This is a genomic window from Acinetobacter sp. ANC 3832, from assembly GCF_002135415.1.
Lineage (GTDB): Bacteria > Pseudomonadota > Gammaproteobacteria > Pseudomonadales > Moraxellaceae > Acinetobacter.
This window is the reverse complement of record NZ_NEGJ01000007.1, coordinates 1-17,208: the sequence shown is the minus strand read 5'-3', so window position 1 is coordinate 17,208 and position 17,208 is coordinate 1. Positions and strand designations below refer to the sequence as shown.

15 protein-coding genes are annotated in these 17,208 nt (G+C 38.9%); 7 read left to right on the top strand and 8 right to left on the bottom strand.

Annotated elements, in window-relative coordinates; translation table 11 throughout:
- Positions 1-8: 8 nt before the first annotated feature.
- The 8 genes from B9T35_RS10690 to sdsA form a co-directional block, all read right to left on the bottom strand.
- Positions 9-449, bottom strand: a complete 441-nt coding sequence (locus B9T35_RS10690; protein ID WP_086191107.1) for a YbjQ family protein — start codon at positions 447-449, stop codon at positions 9-11.
- Positions 450-451: 2 nt separating this feature from the next.
- Positions 452-808: a YbjQ family protein gene (locus B9T35_RS10685; RefSeq protein WP_086191106.1), complete on the bottom strand. Its 357-nt coding sequence runs from the start codon at positions 806-808 to the stop codon at positions 452-454.
- A 170-nt stretch (positions 809-978) separates the two neighbouring features.
- Positions 979-2,442, bottom strand: coding sequence for a multidrug efflux RND transporter AdeIJK outer membrane channel subunit AdeK (adeK, locus tag B9T35_RS10680; RefSeq protein ID WP_086191105.1), 1,464 nt, complete (start codon positions 2,440-2,442; stop codon positions 979-981).
- Entirely contained in the window at positions 2,442-5,621 is a 3,180-nt protein-coding gene (adeJ, locus tag B9T35_RS10675; protein WP_086191104.1) for a multidrug efflux RND transporter permease subunit AdeJ, read from the bottom strand. Before adeJ ends, adeK begins: the two co-directional genes overlap by 1 nt.
- 12 nt (positions 5,622-5,633) lie before the next feature.
- Positions 5,634-6,899, bottom strand: coding sequence for an efflux RND transporter periplasmic adaptor subunit (locus tag B9T35_RS10670; RefSeq protein ID WP_086191103.1), 1,266 nt, complete (start codon positions 6,897-6,899; stop codon positions 5,634-5,636).
- Positions 6,899-7,537, bottom strand: a complete 639-nt coding sequence (locus tag B9T35_RS10665; protein ID WP_086191102.1) for a phosphatase PAP2 family protein — start codon at positions 7,535-7,537, stop codon at positions 6,899-6,901. The genes B9T35_RS10670 and B9T35_RS10665 overlap by 1 nt, the downstream gene beginning before the upstream one ends.
- Positions 7,538-7,697: 160 nt before the next feature.
- Positions 7,698-9,752, bottom strand: a complete 2,055-nt coding sequence (locus B9T35_RS10660; protein ID WP_171264265.1) for a site-specific recombinase — start codon at positions 9,750-9,752, stop codon at positions 7,698-7,700.
- Between the two features lie 20 nt (positions 9,753-9,772).
- Complete coding sequence (gene sdsA / locus B9T35_RS10655) at positions 9,773-10,750, bottom strand: All-trans-nonaprenyl-diphosphate synthase (protein WP_086191100.1); 978 nt, start codon at positions 10,748-10,750, stop codon at positions 9,773-9,775.
- 417 nt (positions 10,751-11,167) lie between these two features.
- Here sdsA and rplU point away from each other — a divergent pair, with 417 nt between their 5' ends.
- The 7 genes from rplU to B9T35_RS10620 all read left to right on the top strand — a co-directional run.
- Entirely contained in the window at positions 11,168-11,479 is a 312-nt protein-coding gene (gene rplU / locus B9T35_RS10650) for a 50S ribosomal protein L21 (RefSeq protein WP_086191099.1), read from the top strand.
- Between the two features lie 19 nt (positions 11,480-11,498).
- A complete protein-coding gene (rpmA, locus tag B9T35_RS10645) occupies positions 11,499-11,753 on the top strand; it encodes a 50S ribosomal protein L27 (protein ID WP_086191098.1) in 255 nt (84 codons plus the stop codon).
- A 227-nt stretch (positions 11,754-11,980) separates the two neighbouring features.
- Positions 11,981-12,676, top strand: coding sequence for an outer membrane lipoprotein chaperone LolA (gene lolA / locus B9T35_RS10640; RefSeq protein WP_086191097.1), 696 nt, complete (start codon positions 11,981-11,983; stop codon positions 12,674-12,676).
- A gap of 172 nt (positions 12,677-12,848) precedes the next feature.
- Complete coding sequence (locus B9T35_RS10635; RefSeq protein WP_228147123.1) at positions 12,849-14,333, top strand: carotenoid oxygenase family protein; 1,485 nt, start codon at positions 12,849-12,851, stop codon at positions 14,331-14,333.
- Positions 14,334-14,454: 121 nt separating this feature from the next.
- Positions 14,455-15,225: an RsiV family protein gene (locus B9T35_RS10630; protein ID WP_228147125.1), complete on the top strand. Its 771-nt coding sequence runs from the start codon at positions 14,455-14,457 to the stop codon at positions 15,223-15,225.
- Positions 15,226-15,342: 117 nt separating this feature from the next.
- A complete protein-coding gene (serS, locus tag B9T35_RS10625; RefSeq protein ID WP_086191095.1) occupies positions 15,343-16,614 on the top strand; it encodes a serine--tRNA ligase in 1,272 nt (423 codons plus the stop codon).
- A gap of 119 nt (positions 16,615-16,733) precedes the next feature.
- On the top strand, positions 16,734-17,208 hold a 475-nt coding region (locus B9T35_RS10620), incomplete at its 3' end, for a precorrin-2 dehydrogenase/sirohydrochlorin ferrochelatase family protein (protein ID WP_139842021.1).

The following is a 17,208-nucleotide window of genomic DNA, read 5'->3' as shown; positions in this document are numbered from 1 at the left end:
TTTAATTTTTAATGAGGCTGAATGATTGCTGTGCCATAGGCAAAAACTTCGACCATACCACCTTGCATCCCCAGTTCCGTGGTACTTAGTCTTAAACCCATAATATGTTTTGCACCCATTTGTTCTGCTTCTAGTTTTAGTCGAACAACAGCTTCTCTACGTGCCCGATCAACTACGTTTTCATAGGTACTGAGTCTTCCTCCGAAGAAGTTCTGTATTTGCGCAATAATGTATTTAAAATAATCATGAGAAATCACAACATTGCTACTGACAAGTTGACCATTCAATTCAGAAGTCTGAAATTTATTGGTATCAAGGCGAATATACCCCAGTCGAGCTTCTTTTTCTTCAAGTTCATTTAAATGCTTACGTTCAATGTGCCGACCAAAAAGCCAACCAATACAGAATAAAATAAGCGTAAGAATAATTTTAAAAATTAAGCCGTCCATAATTAACCTTGCGTCGAAAATGGATCAGGTAATTTGGTGGTGTGAGATTCGATCACAACAGCAGTGCCATATACAAAGAGTTCAGAAGCACCTTGTGCAATATTGGATGTTGAGAAACGAATACCGACAACAGCATTTGCACCTAAGCCTTGTGCCTTGGCAATCATTCGATCCATCGCTTCTTTCCGTGATTCTTCTAACAGTTCGGTATAACCTGTAAGTTCTCCGCCGACAATATTTTTTAAACTCGCCATGAGATCACGCCCAACGTGTTTACTGCGTACCGTACTGCCATAAACGACATCAAGTTGTTTGATAATATTATGTCCCGGTACGGTTTCCAAATTACTTAACTGCATATTTAGGCTATATAAAAATAAGATTTGATTTGAAGATAGATAAAAACAAGCAATAAGGCAAGAAAAGAAAGGAGAGGACTAAACTGATGATGTACCCAACTGAATAAATCTAAAATCCAAATAAGAAAAAAGCCCACCAAGGTGAGCTTTTAGCGATATAAATAATTAAATTATTTATCTTGTTTGTTAGATGTTAATTCAGCACTTGAAGGTTGCTTAATCACTTGGTCAGATGTATTGGCTTTTACACCGCCACCCAAGGTTTTATACACTTCAACTTGGTTATTTAAATTTGCTTGTTCAAGCAATAACAAACCTTGTTCAGCAGCATAAGACGAACGTTGAGCATCTAATACGGTTAAGAAGCTATCAATACCTGCACGGAAGCGAGCATTCGATAGTTTATAGGTTGTATTAGTTGCATCAACCAAGCGACGTTGTGCCGTTAAACGATCGCCAATATTTTGACGAGTTGCTAAAGCATCGTTCACTTCACGGAAAGCAGATTGAATTGATTTTTCATAACTAGACAAAGCAATTTTTTGATCTGTTTCAGAAATTTTAACGTTTGCTTTACGCGTACCCCAATCAAAAATTGGAAGGTTTAAACTTGGACCTAAAGACCAAGCAAAGCCACCTGTTTTAAATAAGTTACTTAAATCGGTTGAAGCATAACCTGCTGAACCCGTTAAGCTAATGGTTGGGAAGAGTTGTGCTTTAGCAGCACCAATATTCGCACCAGCAGCTGAAAGTTGGTATTCAGACGAGCGTATGTCAGGACGGTTATTTAGTAAATCACTCGGTAAACCCGCAGACAATGCAGTTGCATTGCTAATACGTGTTACACGTTGACTTGGTAATAAATTGTTTGGAACTTGCTGACCTACAAGTAGGTTGAGTAAGTTCTTCGCCTGAGCAATTTGAGTTTTATAGTTCGCAACATCATTACGTGCAGTTTCTACAGAAATTTGCGCCTGACGAACAGGGACTTCACTGTCGATACCTACATCAAAACGTTTTTTGTTGAGATTATAAGAATCAAGTTGTGCTTTTAACGTTTGGTCTGCAAGTTTTAAGTTTGCATTTGCAAATGAATAATTTAACCAAGCTTGTGCAACTTGGCTAATTAATGAAATTTGCGTTGCATCCCGAGCACTTGCCGTTGCCAAGTAACTATCTAAAGCATTGTCTTTTAAACTACGAACACGACCCCAAAAATCAAGTTCGTATGCAGTCACACCTAGACCAACTTGAAAAGTTGAATAAGGGTTGTTCGGATCAGTGCTTGGAGAAACTTGACGAATTGCACTACCACTTGCACCAATCGTTGGTAACTGATTATTTTCAGAAATTTGATATTGTTGCTGTGCACGTTGAATATTCAATGTCGCAGTACGCAAATCACGGTTATTGGCTAGAGCAAGATCAATCACTTGTAATAAACGCTGATCTGCAAAAAAGTCTTTATAACCTTGTTCAGCAATTGAAGTACCAGAAGCTGGAGTTACGAAAGCTTCAGGGATACTTGCTTGAGCTACGGGTTCTGGACCACGCATGCTTTGACAAGCAGTCAAAGCAAGCGCCAATGCAGATACCGCAATGCTACGACCTGAAATAGACCATACTTTTTGCATCACGAAGATTGCTCCTGAGTGTTAATTTTTTTAGGTTTATACTTAAAGATACTACGAATCCATACAAAGAACACAGGAATAAAGAAGATACCCAAAAGTGTAGAACTAATGACACCACCTAGAACACCGTAACCGACTGAGTGTTGGCTACCTGCACCCGCACCACTCGCAAGAGCAAGCGGAAGTACACCAAAACCAAAGGCTAATGTGGTCATAATAATTGGGCGTAAACGCATTTTTGCAGCATGTAATGTTGCGTCAAAAAGCTCTTCACCTTTTTCCTGCAATTCTTTCGCAAACTCTACAATCAAAATCGCATTTTTAGCAGACAAACCGATGACTGCAATGATCGCGACTTGGAAGTAAATGTTATTGGAAAGATTTGGATCACCTTTAATGGTCATGCCTAACCAAGTTAAGCCCATCGCACCAACAACACCTAAAGGTACAACCAATAATACTGAGAATGGAATAGACCAACTTTCATATAAGGCAGCAAGACATAAGAAGACAATTAATAAAGAAAGCGCATATAAGAATGGAGCTTGTGCACCAGACTCACGTTCCTCTAAAGATAAACCTGTCCATTCATAGTCATATCCTTGTAAGCCCATAGAAGGCAACTTGGCAATGATTTCTTCCATTGCTTTCATTGCATCACCCGAGCTGACACCTGGAGCAGGTGTACCTTGGATATTAACCGATGAAATACCATTATAACGTTCTAGGCGTGGTGAACCATATGTCCATACACCTGTTGCAAATGCAGAGAATGGAACCATTGTGCCTTGGTTGTTACGAACATACCATTTGTTTAAGTCTTCAGGCATCATACGAGCATTCGCTTGACCTTGGACATAAACTTTTTTCACACGACCACGATCAACGAAGTCATTGATATAAGAACCACCCCAAGCCATGCTCATGGTTGAGTTGATATCAGCAATACTTACCCCCATTGCACCCGCTTGCGCTTGATCAATGTTGATTTGATATTGAGGCGTATCTTCTTGACCATTTGGACGTACACCTGCAAGACGTTTGTCTTGAGAAGCCATACCCAAAATAGCATTACGAGCTGCAATTAGCTTGTCATGACCTTGACCACCTGCATCTTTCAATTGCAAGTTAAAGCCAGCAGTGACACCAAGTTCAGGCATTGCAGGTAGTTGTAATGGCATTACATATGAAGCATCTTTAATGATCATATTCAGTGCCATACCACGTTTAATAAGCGCACCAATTTGCTGTTCAGACGTTGTACGGTCTTTCCAGTCTTTCAAACGAATGAAAGCCAGGCCTGCATTTTGGCCGACACCTGTAAATGAGAAGCCCGTTACACTAAAGACTGACTGAACGGTATCTTTTTCTTTGTTCATGAAATAGTCAGTCATAGTGTCAATGGTTTTGCCAGTACGATCTAATGTAGCATTAGGCGGCAACTGAACCAAAGTCATTACTACACCTTGGTCTTCTTCTGGTAAGAAAGAAGAAGGCAGTATTTTAAACAGAACAACCAATACACCAATTACAGCAACGTAGACCACACCAGAGAAAATCTTATTGTGGGTCATACGGTTTACACCGTTTTGATATTTCTGTGCTGTTTTATCAAAACTCGTATTAAACCAACGGAAGAAACGAGCAAAGATATTATTGCTTGGTTCTTTGTTTGGATCATGCTGTTTTAATAAAGTCGCACAAAGTGCAGGTGTAAAGGTTAAAGCAACGATGAGTGAAAGTACCATTGCTGTAACAAGCGTGATTGAGAACTGACGATAAATTACACCTGTCGTACCGCCAAAGAATGCCATCGGTACGAATACCGCTGATAGCACACTGGTAATACCAATCAATGCACCTGAAATTTGCTTCATCGAAATTTCAGTTGCTGCAACAGGATCTAAGTGATCTTCTTGCATAACACGTTCAACGTTTTCGACCACAACAATCGCATCATCGACCAGTAGACCAATGGCAAGCACCATGGCAAACATCGTGAGTGTATTGATTGAGAAACCAAAAATATTAATTACTGCAAATGTACCCAATACAACGACAGGTACAGCAAGTGTTGGAATAATCGTTGCGCGCCAGTTCTGTAAGAACAAGAACATAACGATGAATACAAGAATAATGGCTTCAACTAATGTGTGTACAACACTTTCAATTGAAAGCTGAATAAACGGTGTTGTATCAAATGCAAGTTGATCTTTCATCCCCGTAGGATAGTTTTTACGGAGATCAACTAAACGAGCTTCTACAGCTTTTGCTGTATCTAATGCATTTGCACCAGTTGCTAATTTAATTGCGACACCACCTGCAGGTTTACCATTATATTTTGAGTCGAATTGATAATTATCTGCACCCAATTCAACGCGAGCAACATCAGACAGTCGAACTTGTGCACCAGAAGCAGTGTTCTTTAAGAAGATGTTTCTGAATTGCTCTGGTGTTTGAAGCATACTTTGTGCATTTACAGTTGCATTCAGTACTTGACCTTCAACAGAAGGTGCTCCACCTAATTGACCCACTGCAACTTGCGAGTTTTGAGAGCGAATTGCTGCGGCAACATCACTTGGTGTGATTTGGAAACTGTTGAGTTTTGCAGGATCTAACCAAATACGCATTGCATAAGAACCACCAAACACTTGTACTTCACCCACACCAGCAACACGGCTGAGTGGTTCAGAAATATTAGAGTTTACGTAGTCCTTAATATCATCAGCAGATAAGCCTTCATCCGGTGAGTAGAATGCAATAACTTGTAAAAAACTCGCTCCTGATTTAGTCACTTTGATCCCTTGACGTTGAACGTCTTCAGGTAAAAGTGCAGTTGCAGATTGTAGTTTATTTTGAACTTGAACTTGCGCGATATCAGGGTCGATACCTTGTTCAAAGTTCAATTGAATAGAGGCTTGACCATTACCCGCACTGTTAGATGAGATGTAACGTAAACCATCCAAACCATTCATTTGTTGTTCAATAATCTGTGTCACTGTATTTTCAACAGTTGCCGCAGATGCACCTGGATATGTCGCCGCAATGGTAACAGTTGGTGGTGCAATAGTTGGATATTGAGCAATAGGCATCTTGGTTAGCGTGAGTATACCCGCCAACATAATCACCAATGCAATCACCCATGCAAAAATAGGGCGATGAATAAAAAATTGAGCCATTCAGTCTACCCCTTATGCATGTGAAGTAGCTTTTTGTTCAGTTGGTTTTGGTTGCTGAGCTGGTTGAGCAGCAGTGCCTGATTGAGCGCCAGCAGCAGGTTGACCTTGAGGGGCAGCTGCTTGTGGTTGATATGGCTTAGCAACAACTTGTTGTTCAGGTTTTACTTTTGCAATCCCATCCACAATCACTTTTTCGCCTGCTTGTAAGCCTTGAGTTACGATCCAGTTTTGACCTTGAACACCAGAAGTGGTTACAGGACGAGCCTCAACAGCACCTTTAGCATTGACCAGCATTGCCATCGCTTGACCCGTAGGAGTACGAGTAATCGCAGCCTGTGGGATTAGAATGGCATTTGGAATCACACCTTGCACGATTTGTGCATTGGCGAACATACCCGGAAGCAACAAATGATTCGGGTTAGAGAATACAGCACGTAATGTCACTGTACCTGTATCTGGATTTACACTGGCATCAGAGAATGCAAGGTTGCCTTCCACTGAGTAGTAACTACCATCTTCAAGTTTTAAACGAACTTTAGTATTGTTGCTACGGTCAATGCTACCTTGACTTAATTGCTGACGTAAACGCAGTAATTCAGTGCTTGATTGGTTGATATCAACATAGATTGGATCTAGTTGTTGAATCGTTACCAAAGCATTGGCTTGATTTGCTGTGACTAATGCACCGGCTGTTACTGAAGAACGACCAGATTGACCCGAAATAGGAGAGCGTACTGTTGAGTAGCCTAAGTCAATTTGAGCATTTTTAAGCGATGCTTGTGCCGCAGTAACATCTGCTTCAGCAAGTTTTACTTGTGCTGCTAAATCATCATATTCTTGTTTTGATACAGCATTAATGCCGATCAATTGACGGTAACGATTTGCTTTTACTTGTAATGCATTTAAATTCGCTTGTTGGCGAACCACTGCAGCTTTAGCGCTTTCTAAATTGGCACGATTTGTATTCGCATCAATTTCATAAAGGGGTTGTCCTTCACGAACAAAGCTTCCTTCAGTAAACAAGCGTTTCAAAATGACACCGCTGGTTTGAGGACGCACGTCAGAGATTTGATATGCTGAAGTTCTACCCGAGAGTTCAACCGTTTGTTCAACACTTTGTGGTTGAGCAACAATGACACCAACTTCTGTCGGCGGCATTTTCTGGGCAGCAGCACCTTGCTGTGCTTCTTTTGGATCTTTGCTACAACCCACAAGTGCAATACTTGTTGCTAAAGCACAAGCAGTAAGGGCAGGGGCCCAAAGCTTTGCCGACATCATTATTCCACCTCGTTTAGATTTTTATCTAAAAATAATTTATTTGTACCCAATATAAATTGCTTTAACACTAACCAAAGTAGTGCAATCCATATCAAACCTATACTCCAACCTGCAATTACATCTGTAGGAAAATGAGCACCAAGATAAACTCTTGAAACCCCCATACTCAAAAACCAAAGACATGCAAGTAGGCTTATTACTTTAGCTTGGGTATGTTTATAAAAGATAAACATGACTAAGCCAGCCAGTATTGCCGCATAAATACTGTGTGCACTGGGAAAAGATGCACCATAGGTCTGTACCATTTGGTAAATCAAATCTGGGCGAGGGCGATCGACTGCATATTTTAATATCCAGCCGATTGCGGAACCGCCCAAAACACCTAAGAAAATGAACAAAACATTTGAGTATTTTTTAGACCGAATTTGCAACAAACACCATATTCCGCTGATGAGCAATGTTACGGGTAAGCCACCCAAATAAGATAAACTTATAGCAATAGCACTTAAAATATCAGAACGATTTAAACTCATCCATACAACAGTTGAAGAATCAAATTGTTGTATTAATGGAATATTTATTCCAATACTACTCATGCCTAATCCAAAACAGCCTATTAAAAGTAATAAGTAAGGCATAAAATAACCTTGATTATATTAATCGCATTATTGGAGATTAATGAATGTGCCAAAGTGTACTAGTCAGTACACTTTTTTTCAAGTGAGTCTAAATGAGTAATTTATAGTAAATTCTTTTTGCAAAACATTTTACAATTTGCACAAAACAATAACAAAACAGCTAGTGGTTTGCTTTATTAGAAGAAGGAACCTCATCTTCTACTTGTAAAGGTTGTTTCGGTGGCCAGAAAAAGTCTAAAGGCCGTGTAAAAAAGTGAGTAAAGACCAGTTTTGCCAAAGGTTTCCATTGTTCAAAGCGAACCTGTCGGGCACGTAAAGCCACGATAATGGTTAAACTAAAGCTGACAAAAAGATTGGTTAGACCAATCAGAAGCACACCTAGAAAGGATACGATAATCAAGCCAAGCTCTGGTGTACCGTTAATTGTCATTAAACCTTGGATGAAGTTTGCAGATGCAAAAGCAATATGTCGAATATCAAGCGGTAAACCTAAAATAAATCCTATAGTTCCCATACTACCGAGCATGATGCCGAATAAAAAATTACCTGCTAATGCACCTAAATTTCTTTCAATATACTTGGCAAATTTATCTAGTCTTTCTTGTCCCATTAGATTTTTTAAACGCGGATGTGCTTTTAATCGAGGCCCAACTTTACGATACACCGCCATATTATCGAAATAACCCGCGATTAACCCTGATAAAAATAGGCAAACCCCTGCAATCGCTGCATGTGGAATTGCAAGCGATGTAAATGGATTTAAGCTATGTAAAACGGCATTGGCTTTTGCATGTGTGAGTAAAGGCTCATGTAAAGTGAGTTGCCACAAATAGGTAATCAGTGCAGCCGTTGGAATCGCAATAGAAATATTGCCTAGAATGGCTACAAATTGAGTACGGATAATATTGATAATTAGTGCAGCTAGTTCAGCAATCTGAGCTGTTTTAGAGCCTCGGCGATGTTGAACAGTTGAAGCCAGTGCAGCCGCGGTCATTGCAGGTTGTTTCGTTGCGACGGTAAAGTGCAGAATATGAATAAACATAAAGCCCAGTGAATAATTCATGCTGTATAAAAAAGCATGCATTAATGGCGCTAGAGTCAATCGAGTCAGCAAAATTTTAATGGTTGCCATGATGGCAATAATCACACCAGCGCCTGCAGCTGCCTTATACATTCCAAAAAAGCTTTGCTTATCTGTACTTACGTAGTGTTCGCCTGTTTTACTGGCATTCTCGGTGACTTGAAGCGCAATCAGCTCACTATTGGTTTTAAGTAAGTCTCTGACACTGGTTTCACGGTAATGTGCATCAACCAAATCAGTCAGTAACTCACCACAAGAAATATAGTGAACATTATCGTCTTCAACAATAAGGTTTAAAAGTAACTCGATTCGATCTAAACATTGCTCAAGTAAAGACAATAAATAGGTCAAACTTAAGCTGACCCCAATACGTTTGGTCGCACGTCGAATTTTAAGTACAACATCACGACATTGCTCAATCATAACTAAAGCTTGATCTGCATCAGGCGGAGCAATCACAGCAATATCTTTGCTTTGCTGATGTTGCTTTTTATAGGCTTCAATAAATTCGACAATTTCACGATTCTGCACCAAGAAAGGTGACTCGTATTCTGTCAGTTCAGGTTGTGCATTAATGAATTCAGGATATAAGCCAATTCCACTGATTCGATAGGATAAAACCGTAATCGCTTTAATGATTTCTCGTTTAATGCCGATTTTCGCCGTGGTGTAATCGTGCCCTTGATTCAAAATTTGAAAAAGTTGAATCCAGTCCGCATCTTTTACATTTTCAAGCCAATCTTTATCACTACGTAAGAAAAAAACTTTCCCAACTAAATCTCTTAAATCAGTTTCATCTTTCAGTAAAGGAAGAAAATGCGCACCTAAGCGTTGACCCAATTGATTCCAAAAGCCATCTAAAGACAGAATGCCACTATCAGCATACAAAGAGGCTTGTTTATAGTGGTTAATCAGTTTAAGAAGATAACCTTGAAAGCTATTGGTGGCATTAGGAGTAATGAGTAAAGCTTGGATCAGTGCTTGAGTTTTTTGATGAATTTCATCTGTATTTGTACTGTCTTCTGGTCTTATTCGTTTAACCAGTTCAATGAGAATACTTGCATCTGGAACAGCTTTGGGATGTTCAAGCTGTTCCAGCATTTTTTGGAAAAGATCATTAAAATTTATATGCATAAGCAAAAAGTAATTACGTTTTATTGAATTCGATGTAATGCCAATTGAGCAAGGTTATAAAGTGCTTGGCGATATTCACTTTCAGGTAATTGATTAAGCGCACTGAGAGCAGCAGCAGTTTCTTCATGGGCACGTTTACGGCAATAATCCAAAGCACCGGAAGTTTGTACAATTTCAATCACACGTTCTAAGTCTGCTGTACCGCCTGTTGCAATGCTACGACGAACGATGTCATGTTCCTCACCAGAAGTATTTTGTAAGGCAGAGATTAAAGGTAAAGTGGGTTTACCTTCCATTAAATCATCACCAATATTTTTACCTAATGTTTCAGCATCAGAGGTGTAGTCTAAAATATCATCAATAATTTGGAATGCATTACCAAAGTGACCTGCAAATAAACGTAAAGGTTCACGGTATTCAGACTTGCCTGCTAAAATTGCAGCGCCTTCAGTTGCCAACTCAAATAAACGAGATGTTTTACCATGGATAATACTTAAATAAGTAGTTTCATCTGTATCAGGTTGATGCTGTGCTTGAAGTTGTAATACTTCACCTTCAGCGATTTCACACGTACCCGTCGAGAAGTCTTTAAGCAAGACCATATTATTCAGGTCAACCAGTAAATCAAAAGCACGTGAAATCAGGAAATCTCCTACTAATACCGCAGTTTGATTATTCCAAGTGGCATTTGCTGTTGGACGACCACGGCGTAAACCTGACTCATCCACCACATCATCATGTACTAAAGTTGCTGTATGAAGCATTTCAATAATGGCTGCTAATTTTTGTGCATTGACTAAATCGGTTTCTCCACATGCACGTGCTGCCAGTAAACACATAATTGGACGCATACGTTTACCGCCTGCTTCAACCACGTGTTTGCTTACAGACATGACTAATGCAACTTTTGAGCTAATTCCTTCATTAATAAGCTTGTCCATCGCAGCAAAGTCTGTAGCAACAGGGGCGAGAATATCTTGCTTAAAGTCGATGGTCATGTGAAAGGAGTCCTCTTACAGATGTGTTCAATACATGTATTAGTGTAACAACGATCATCCAAGTGATGTTATTTGTAGAACAATGATCTGAACGAATAGGTATCATTCGTTGCAAATCTGCTTAAAACAAAAACACGAACTTACAGGACATTGTTCTTTTGTGCTACATAGTAGCCGATTCAGTTTAAAAATCTATTTCATTTTTTATAAAAAATCCTGTAAATCATCTACTAAAACTATGACAAGCGGATTTAGGGTCGAATATATGATAGATGGTGTTAATTTTTAGTCAAAATTACTTGTTGTTTAATTCATTATCACTTAAAATCCATCCCCTTATATTCCCCAGTGGCGCTCGTATTAAGAACGATATATTCCTTTATCGGCACGACGACACGGGTATGTTTGGAGTACATTATGTACGCAGTAATCCAAAGCGGTGGTAAACAGCACCGTGTTATTGAGGGTGAAACCCTTAAAGTAGAATTATTGAAAGCTGAAACTGGTTCGAGCATTACGTTTGATGACGTATTGATGCTTGTTAACGGTGATAGCATTCAAATCGGTGCTCCAGTTGTTGCTGGCGCTACTGTAACTGCTGAAGTAGTTAGCCATGGTCGTCACGACAAAATTCGTATTGTTAAAATGCGTCGTCGTAAACACTATCGTAAACAACAAGGTCACCGTCAATGGTTCACTGAGTTGAAAATTACAGCTATTTCAGGCTAATTACGAGGAGTAAATAGACATGGCAACTAAAAAAGCCGGTGGATCGACACGTAACGGTCGTGACTCAAACCCTAAAATGTTGGGTGTTAAAATGTACGGTGGTCAAGCTGTGACTGCTGGTAACATCATCGTTCGTCAACGTGGTACAGAATTCCACGCTGGTACAAATGTAGGTATGGGCCGTGACCATACTTTATTTGCTACTGCTGATGGCGTGATCAAATTTGAAGTGAAGGGTCAGTTTGGCCGTCGCTATGTATCTGTTGAAGCGTAAGTTTTAATAGTTCGAAAAACCCGCTTTATTGCGGGTTTTTTTATATCTAAAAATTTGTTTTGAGCTTTATTGATCAGATGAAATCTTCATCATGATGAATAAATATCAACAATGTGCATAAATAACAATACAAAACTTCTTATTTTCTCAATTATTAGCTACTTAATTTGGTTTAAGATAAGACATCAAATAAATTGCAAATAAGCAAAGCTATATAAGGTGAACATATGAATATGCTTCGTAAAACCATGAGTGTTGTAGCCGTTAGTGCAGCAATGCTTGCACCTATCATGAGCACTAATGTTTTTGCAGCGACAGCAGCACCTGAGCAACAAGCAACTGCAAACTTAGTGAAACAGTTGGGGAATATTAAAAGCTTAACTGCAAATTTTGAACAAACAACCAAAGTAACGGGTGGGAGTAAAGTTGCACAGAAAAAAGGTTTGTCTGCACAGCATATGAACCAAACGTTTAAGGGGACAATGAGTGTGGCACGTCCTGGTAAGTTCTATTGGGAAACCACATCACCTGCGAAACAAACGATTGTGACTACAGGTCGAACGGTTTGGATTTATGATCCTGATTTACAACAAGCTGTTCGTCAAAATTTAGATGAACAAGTGGCGAATACACCTGCTTTATTGTTATCGGGTAATACCAACCAAATTATGCAGGCATATCGAATTACTCAGCCAGATGCGGGTAAAACGTATTATACCTTGTACCCTAAGCAAAAAGATGGGGCTTTCCAAAGCTTAACCATTAGTTTTGGTGTGAATAAAGCGCCAAGTTTAATGATTTTACAAGATTCATTGGGTCAAACGACAACAGTACGTTTTAATGATGTCAAAGTGAATCCAACTATTCCTGAATCAAAGTTTAATTTCGTGCCACCTAAAGGTACAGATATTATTGATCAATAATTAATATTTTATTGATGTAATCAAGCAACTTTCGGGTTGCTTTTTTTATTGTAAATATATTTGAAAGCTAAGTTCGTCGATTAATACAAAACTCGCCTTTAAGCCTTTCTTTTTTTTCATCAGGATTGAAAAATATATTAAAGAATCATAATTAGAATAACGGAGATTGAATATGGATATGCGACGGAATAATCAAGATCAATTGTTGATGGATTATCCACGAATGACTGCCTTGAAATCTAAGGTGAATGTATTTCGTCAAAGTTTGATAAATAAGGGCATTAGTTGGTTGCAAAGAAAACAGAAAAAAGATGGTGAAAATATATATTTAGAAGGTGTTTATGCACCTGTTGATGAAGTTGAGAAAACAGATTTAAAAGTATTCGGCGAAATTCCTTCACAACTGAATGGCATGTTATTGCGTATAGGTCCTAATCCATTACAGGTTGAACATCCTACTTCACATCATTGGTTTTCGGGTGATGGAATGTTACATGCATTGTGTATTGAAAATGGATCAGCAAGCTGGTTTAAAAGTAAATATATTCAATCTGATAGTATACAAAAGCAAAACAAGGAAAAACTTAAGCCAGGTTTTCGTCGAGGTCCAGGCGATGTGGTGAATACTAATGCTTTTTATTATGCCGATAAAATTTGGGCAGTGATTGAAGCAGGAACTTTTCCTGCACAATTAGATTTAGAGTTAAATACTGAAAAGCATCAATTTTTTAATACAGATGCAGACTTGCCCTTTACAGCACATCCGCACGAAGATCCAATCACAGGGCATTTGCATGCCATTTGCTATGATGCGTTTGATCAAAAACATGCTTATTACGAAGTTTTAGATCAAGAAGGACATCTGGTGCATCTATGCAAAATTCCTGTGTTACATGGTCCAATGATTCATGATTGTACTATGACGGAAACTGAGGTTTTAATTTTTGATTTTCCTGTGACATTTTCAAATAAACAAATTTTTAAAGGCAATAGTTTGCCTTATGAGTGGAATTCAGAACATCAGGCACGTATTGGGGTTTTGCCTAAATATGGCAAAGCACATGAGGTGCAATGGATTCATATTGATCCATGTTTTGTGTTCCATGCAGCGAATGCTTTTCGAGATGAGCAAGGGAAAATCATTATCGATTTAGTAGTCTATGACCATATGTTTAAGTATTCACAACAAGGACCATTTGAACAGCAAAAAGTACAACTTGAGCGTTGGACTGTAAATGTGCAAGCGAGAGCAATTCATCGTCATGTGACGGATGAACAAGCACAAGAATTTCCACGTATTGATGAGCGTTTTACAGGTCAACCCTATCAGTTTATTTACACTGTAAGTTTTAATGCAGAAGGATTGGCTCAAGCGAATCAATTGCTGATTCATGATGTTCAGCATTGTAAAAAAGTCAGTCATGATTTTGGGTCAGAGTGGATTTCAGGCGAAGTGATTTTTATTGCTGAATCTTCATCTGCAAAAGAAGGGCAGGGATATTTATTGTCTTATGTGCACCATATCAATGCATTGCCATCTAAAGTGGTGATTTTAAAAGTGGATGGTTTGGATGTTCAGTTTCAAGCTGAAATTGATTTAGGGGTTCGTATTCCAGTTGGTTTTCATGGGAATTGGGTAGATTTATCGCAAAAATAAGTAAAATGATATGTGAAATAGGAATAGATACATTTTTTCAATTTCATTGAATTACAAAGCTTTGTATAGTGAAATGGCTAAATAAAGGGTAATTAGGTTGTAAAATAAAATGGCACAGAAAATGAGCAAACAATGGCTTTGGGCAATTCCTCTTTCAATCGCGGCGATCACTATGGCAGGCTGTCAGGAAAAATCTGCACCTCAGCAGGAGAAAGCAACAGAAGCTAAAGCTAAGGCTGTTCAGTTAATTCAGGCTAAAGTGATTCGTGTTGATTTACCGAAAAAGCAATTCTGTGATGAAGATGGCTGTACTCAATATGATTTACAAACCATCCAAACACATATTGCATGGATTGACGATTATTTTTTAACGCGGATTAAAAAAGATGTACCTGATGCTTTTGATCAAACTCAGCCATCGCCACAAACAGCAACTGAAGCTGAAGCGCCAAAAGGTTTAAATCAAAATTCAATTTATGTACGCTTTATTTCGCAACAATATAATTTAGCCACTTTTGTCATTCAATCTTATGTGTATGCAGCAGGTGCAGCGCATGGTACTTATCATAATGAATATGTGACCTTCGATTTAACAACACAAAAGCGTTTGGCTTTGACGGATATTTTAAAACCGAATATGGAAGCTAAAATTGCAGAACAGCTTTATGACGCAAACTCGAATTGGTTACAACAACATGATATTACGCGAGATAAATTGCAACTGAGCGACAATTATTTTTATGGTGCAAATGGAATTGTATTTGTATATCCCTTGTATGAGTTAGCATCATATGCGGAAGGTATGCCAGAACTGAAATTGCCTTACAATGTCGCAAAAGATGTCGTGAAACCTGAATACTTGCCGAGTCTTCCACAATATTCAGCGGAATAATTTTAGAAATTGCATCCTTCTTAGACGAATCAATACATCCATAAAGCTCTATCACTATATTTTTAATGGTGAAGAGCTTACACTATAGCCAGTTTTTTTCTTTCTTAAAGATTGGCTATGATCGACCCGAAATTACTCAGAAATAATATTGAGGCTGTTAATTTAGCCTTAGCGAAACGTGGTGTTCAACTTAACGTAGAAGAATGGGCATCTCTTGAAGCTCGCCGTAAAGAAATTCAGTCCAAAACTGAAGCTTTACAAGCGGAACGTAATTCGGGTGCTAAACAAGTTGGTCAAATTAAAAAAGCAGGCGGAGATGCATCCGAAATCATGGCACGTATGGGTGCGATTGGTGATGAAATCAAAACTGCTGAAACCGAATTGAATGAATTACAGGCTGAAATTGAAGCTAAGTCTCTATCTATTCCGAACTTACCGCATGAGTCTGTACCTGAAGGTAAAGATGAAGATGATAATGTTGAAATTCTGAAATGGGGTACGCCTCGTCAGTTTGATTTCGAGATTAAAGATCATAGTGATCTTGGTGAAATGATGGGTGGGCTTGAGTTTGAGACAGCGACCAAGCTTACAGGAACACGTTTTAGCGTATTAAAAGGGCCACTTGCTCGTTTACAGCGCGCTTTGACTCAATTCATGTTAGATACACATACACTGAAAAATGGTTATACCGAAGCGTATGTGCCTTATTTGGTTAATGCTGAATCTTTACGTGGCACAGGTCAATTGCCTAAATTTGAAGAAGATTTATTCAAATTACAAGGTGAAAAAGAATATTACCTGATTCCAACGGCTGAAGTGCCAGTCACTAATTTCGTACGTGATGAAATTATTGATGCAGATCGTTTGCCCCTTAAATATGCTGCACATACCCCATGTTTCCGTAGTGAAGCCGGTTCTTATGGTCGTGATACCCGTGGTTTAATCCGTCAGCATCAATTCGACAAAGTTGAAATGGTACAAATTGTTAAACCTGAAACTTCGATGCAAGCGCTTGAAGATTTAACCAGTCATGCAGAAGGGATTTTACAAGCCTTAGGTTTACCATATCGTAAGATTATTCTATGTGGTGGCGATATGGGCTTTGGCGCAATCAAAACCTATGACTTAGAAGTTTGGGTGCCAAGCCAAGATACTTATCGTGAAATTTCAAGCTGTTCATGCATGGGTGATTTCCAAGCACGCCGTATGATGGCGCGTTACCGTGTAGACCAAAAGAAAACAGAGCTTGTGCATACCTTGAATGGTTCTGGTTTGGCGGTGGGTCGTACATTGCTTGCTGTCATGGAAAATTACCAACGTGCTGATGGTTCAATTGAAATTCCTGAAGTACTTCTCCCATATATGGGTGGTACGACTTTTATTGATTAATCAACTTCTTGCGTAAAGTTTAATTCGCAAATGATGTGATGTTTATAAGCCATTTATAAACATCACTTGTTTCAAAGATTTATTTTTAAGACATTCAGATATAAATTTAGAGGAATTCTGTGGATATTTTTCCAATCTCTTTAAAGTTGCAACAGCAACCTTGTCTGATTGTCGGTGGTGGACACATTGCTTATCGCAAAGCAGTGCTCTTAGCTAAAGCAGGTGCAGTGATTAGCGTGATTGCACCTGAAATTGATGCTAATCTTTTAGAGATTGTCGTACAAAGCCAAGGGCAATATGTCCAAGCCACATTTGAACAGCAATTAAATCTAGACAATCCTGAATATTTAAATTTACGTCAATATCGCTTGGTCATTGCTGCAACAGACAGTAAATCCACCAATCAACAGGTTTTTGAAGTCTGTGAAGCTGAAAATGTCTTGGTGAATAGTGTCGATGATCCACCGCATTGTCGTTTTATGGTGCCTGCAATTGTTGATCGTTCACCTTTGGTTATTTCGATTGCGACCAATGGTACATCTCCTGTTTTATCCCGCCAGATTCGTACCCAACTTGAAGCAACTATTCCTCAAG

What these genes read in the sequence shown, in the direction of transcription:
- B9T35_RS10690 (WP_086191107.1), bottom strand. Translation starts at nt 449, where the DNA reads ATGGACGGCTTAATTTTTAAAATTATTCTTACGCTTATTTTATTCTGT.
- B9T35_RS10685 (WP_086191106.1), bottom strand. Translation starts at nt 808, where the DNA reads ATGCAGTTAAGTAATTTGGAAACCGTACCGGGACATAATATTATCAAA.
- adeK (WP_086191105.1), bottom strand. Translation starts at nt 2,442, where the DNA reads ATGCAAAAAGTATGGTCTATTTCAGGTCGTAGCATTGCGGTATCTGCA.
- adeJ (WP_086191104.1), bottom strand. Translation starts at nt 5,621, where the DNA reads ATGGCTCAATTTTTTATTCATCGCCCTATTTTTGCATGGGTGATTGCA.
- B9T35_RS10670 (WP_086191103.1), bottom strand. Translation starts at nt 6,899, where the DNA reads ATGATGTCGGCAAAGCTTTGGGCCCCTGCCCTTACTGCTTGTGCTTTA.
- B9T35_RS10665 (WP_086191102.1), bottom strand. Translation starts at nt 7,537, where the DNA reads ATGCCTTACTTATTACTTTTAATAGGCTGTTTTGGATTAGGCATGAGT.
- B9T35_RS10660 (WP_171264265.1), bottom strand. Translation starts at nt 9,752, where the DNA reads ATGCATATAAATTTTAATGATCTTTTCCAAAAAATGCTGGAACAGCTT.
- sdsA (WP_086191100.1), bottom strand. Translation starts at nt 10,750, where the DNA reads ATGACCATCGACTTTAAGCAAGATATTCTCGCCCCTGTTGCTACAGAC.
- rplU (WP_086191099.1), top strand. Translation starts at nt 11,168, where the DNA reads ATGTACGCAGTAATCCAAAGCGGTGGTAAACAGCACCGTGTTATTGAG.
- rpmA (WP_086191098.1), top strand. Translation starts at nt 11,499, where the DNA reads ATGGCAACTAAAAAAGCCGGTGGATCGACACGTAACGGTCGTGACTCA.
- lolA (WP_086191097.1), top strand. Translation starts at nt 11,981, where the DNA reads ATGAATATGCTTCGTAAAACCATGAGTGTTGTAGCCGTTAGTGCAGCA.
- B9T35_RS10635 (WP_228147123.1), top strand. Translation starts at nt 12,849, where the DNA reads ATGGATATGCGACGGAATAATCAAGATCAATTGTTGATGGATTATCCA.
- B9T35_RS10630 (WP_228147125.1), top strand. Translation starts at nt 14,455, where the DNA reads ATGAGCAAACAATGGCTTTGGGCAATTCCTCTTTCAATCGCGGCGATC.
- serS (WP_086191095.1), top strand. Translation starts at nt 15,343, where the DNA reads ATGATCGACCCGAAATTACTCAGAAATAATATTGAGGCTGTTAATTTA.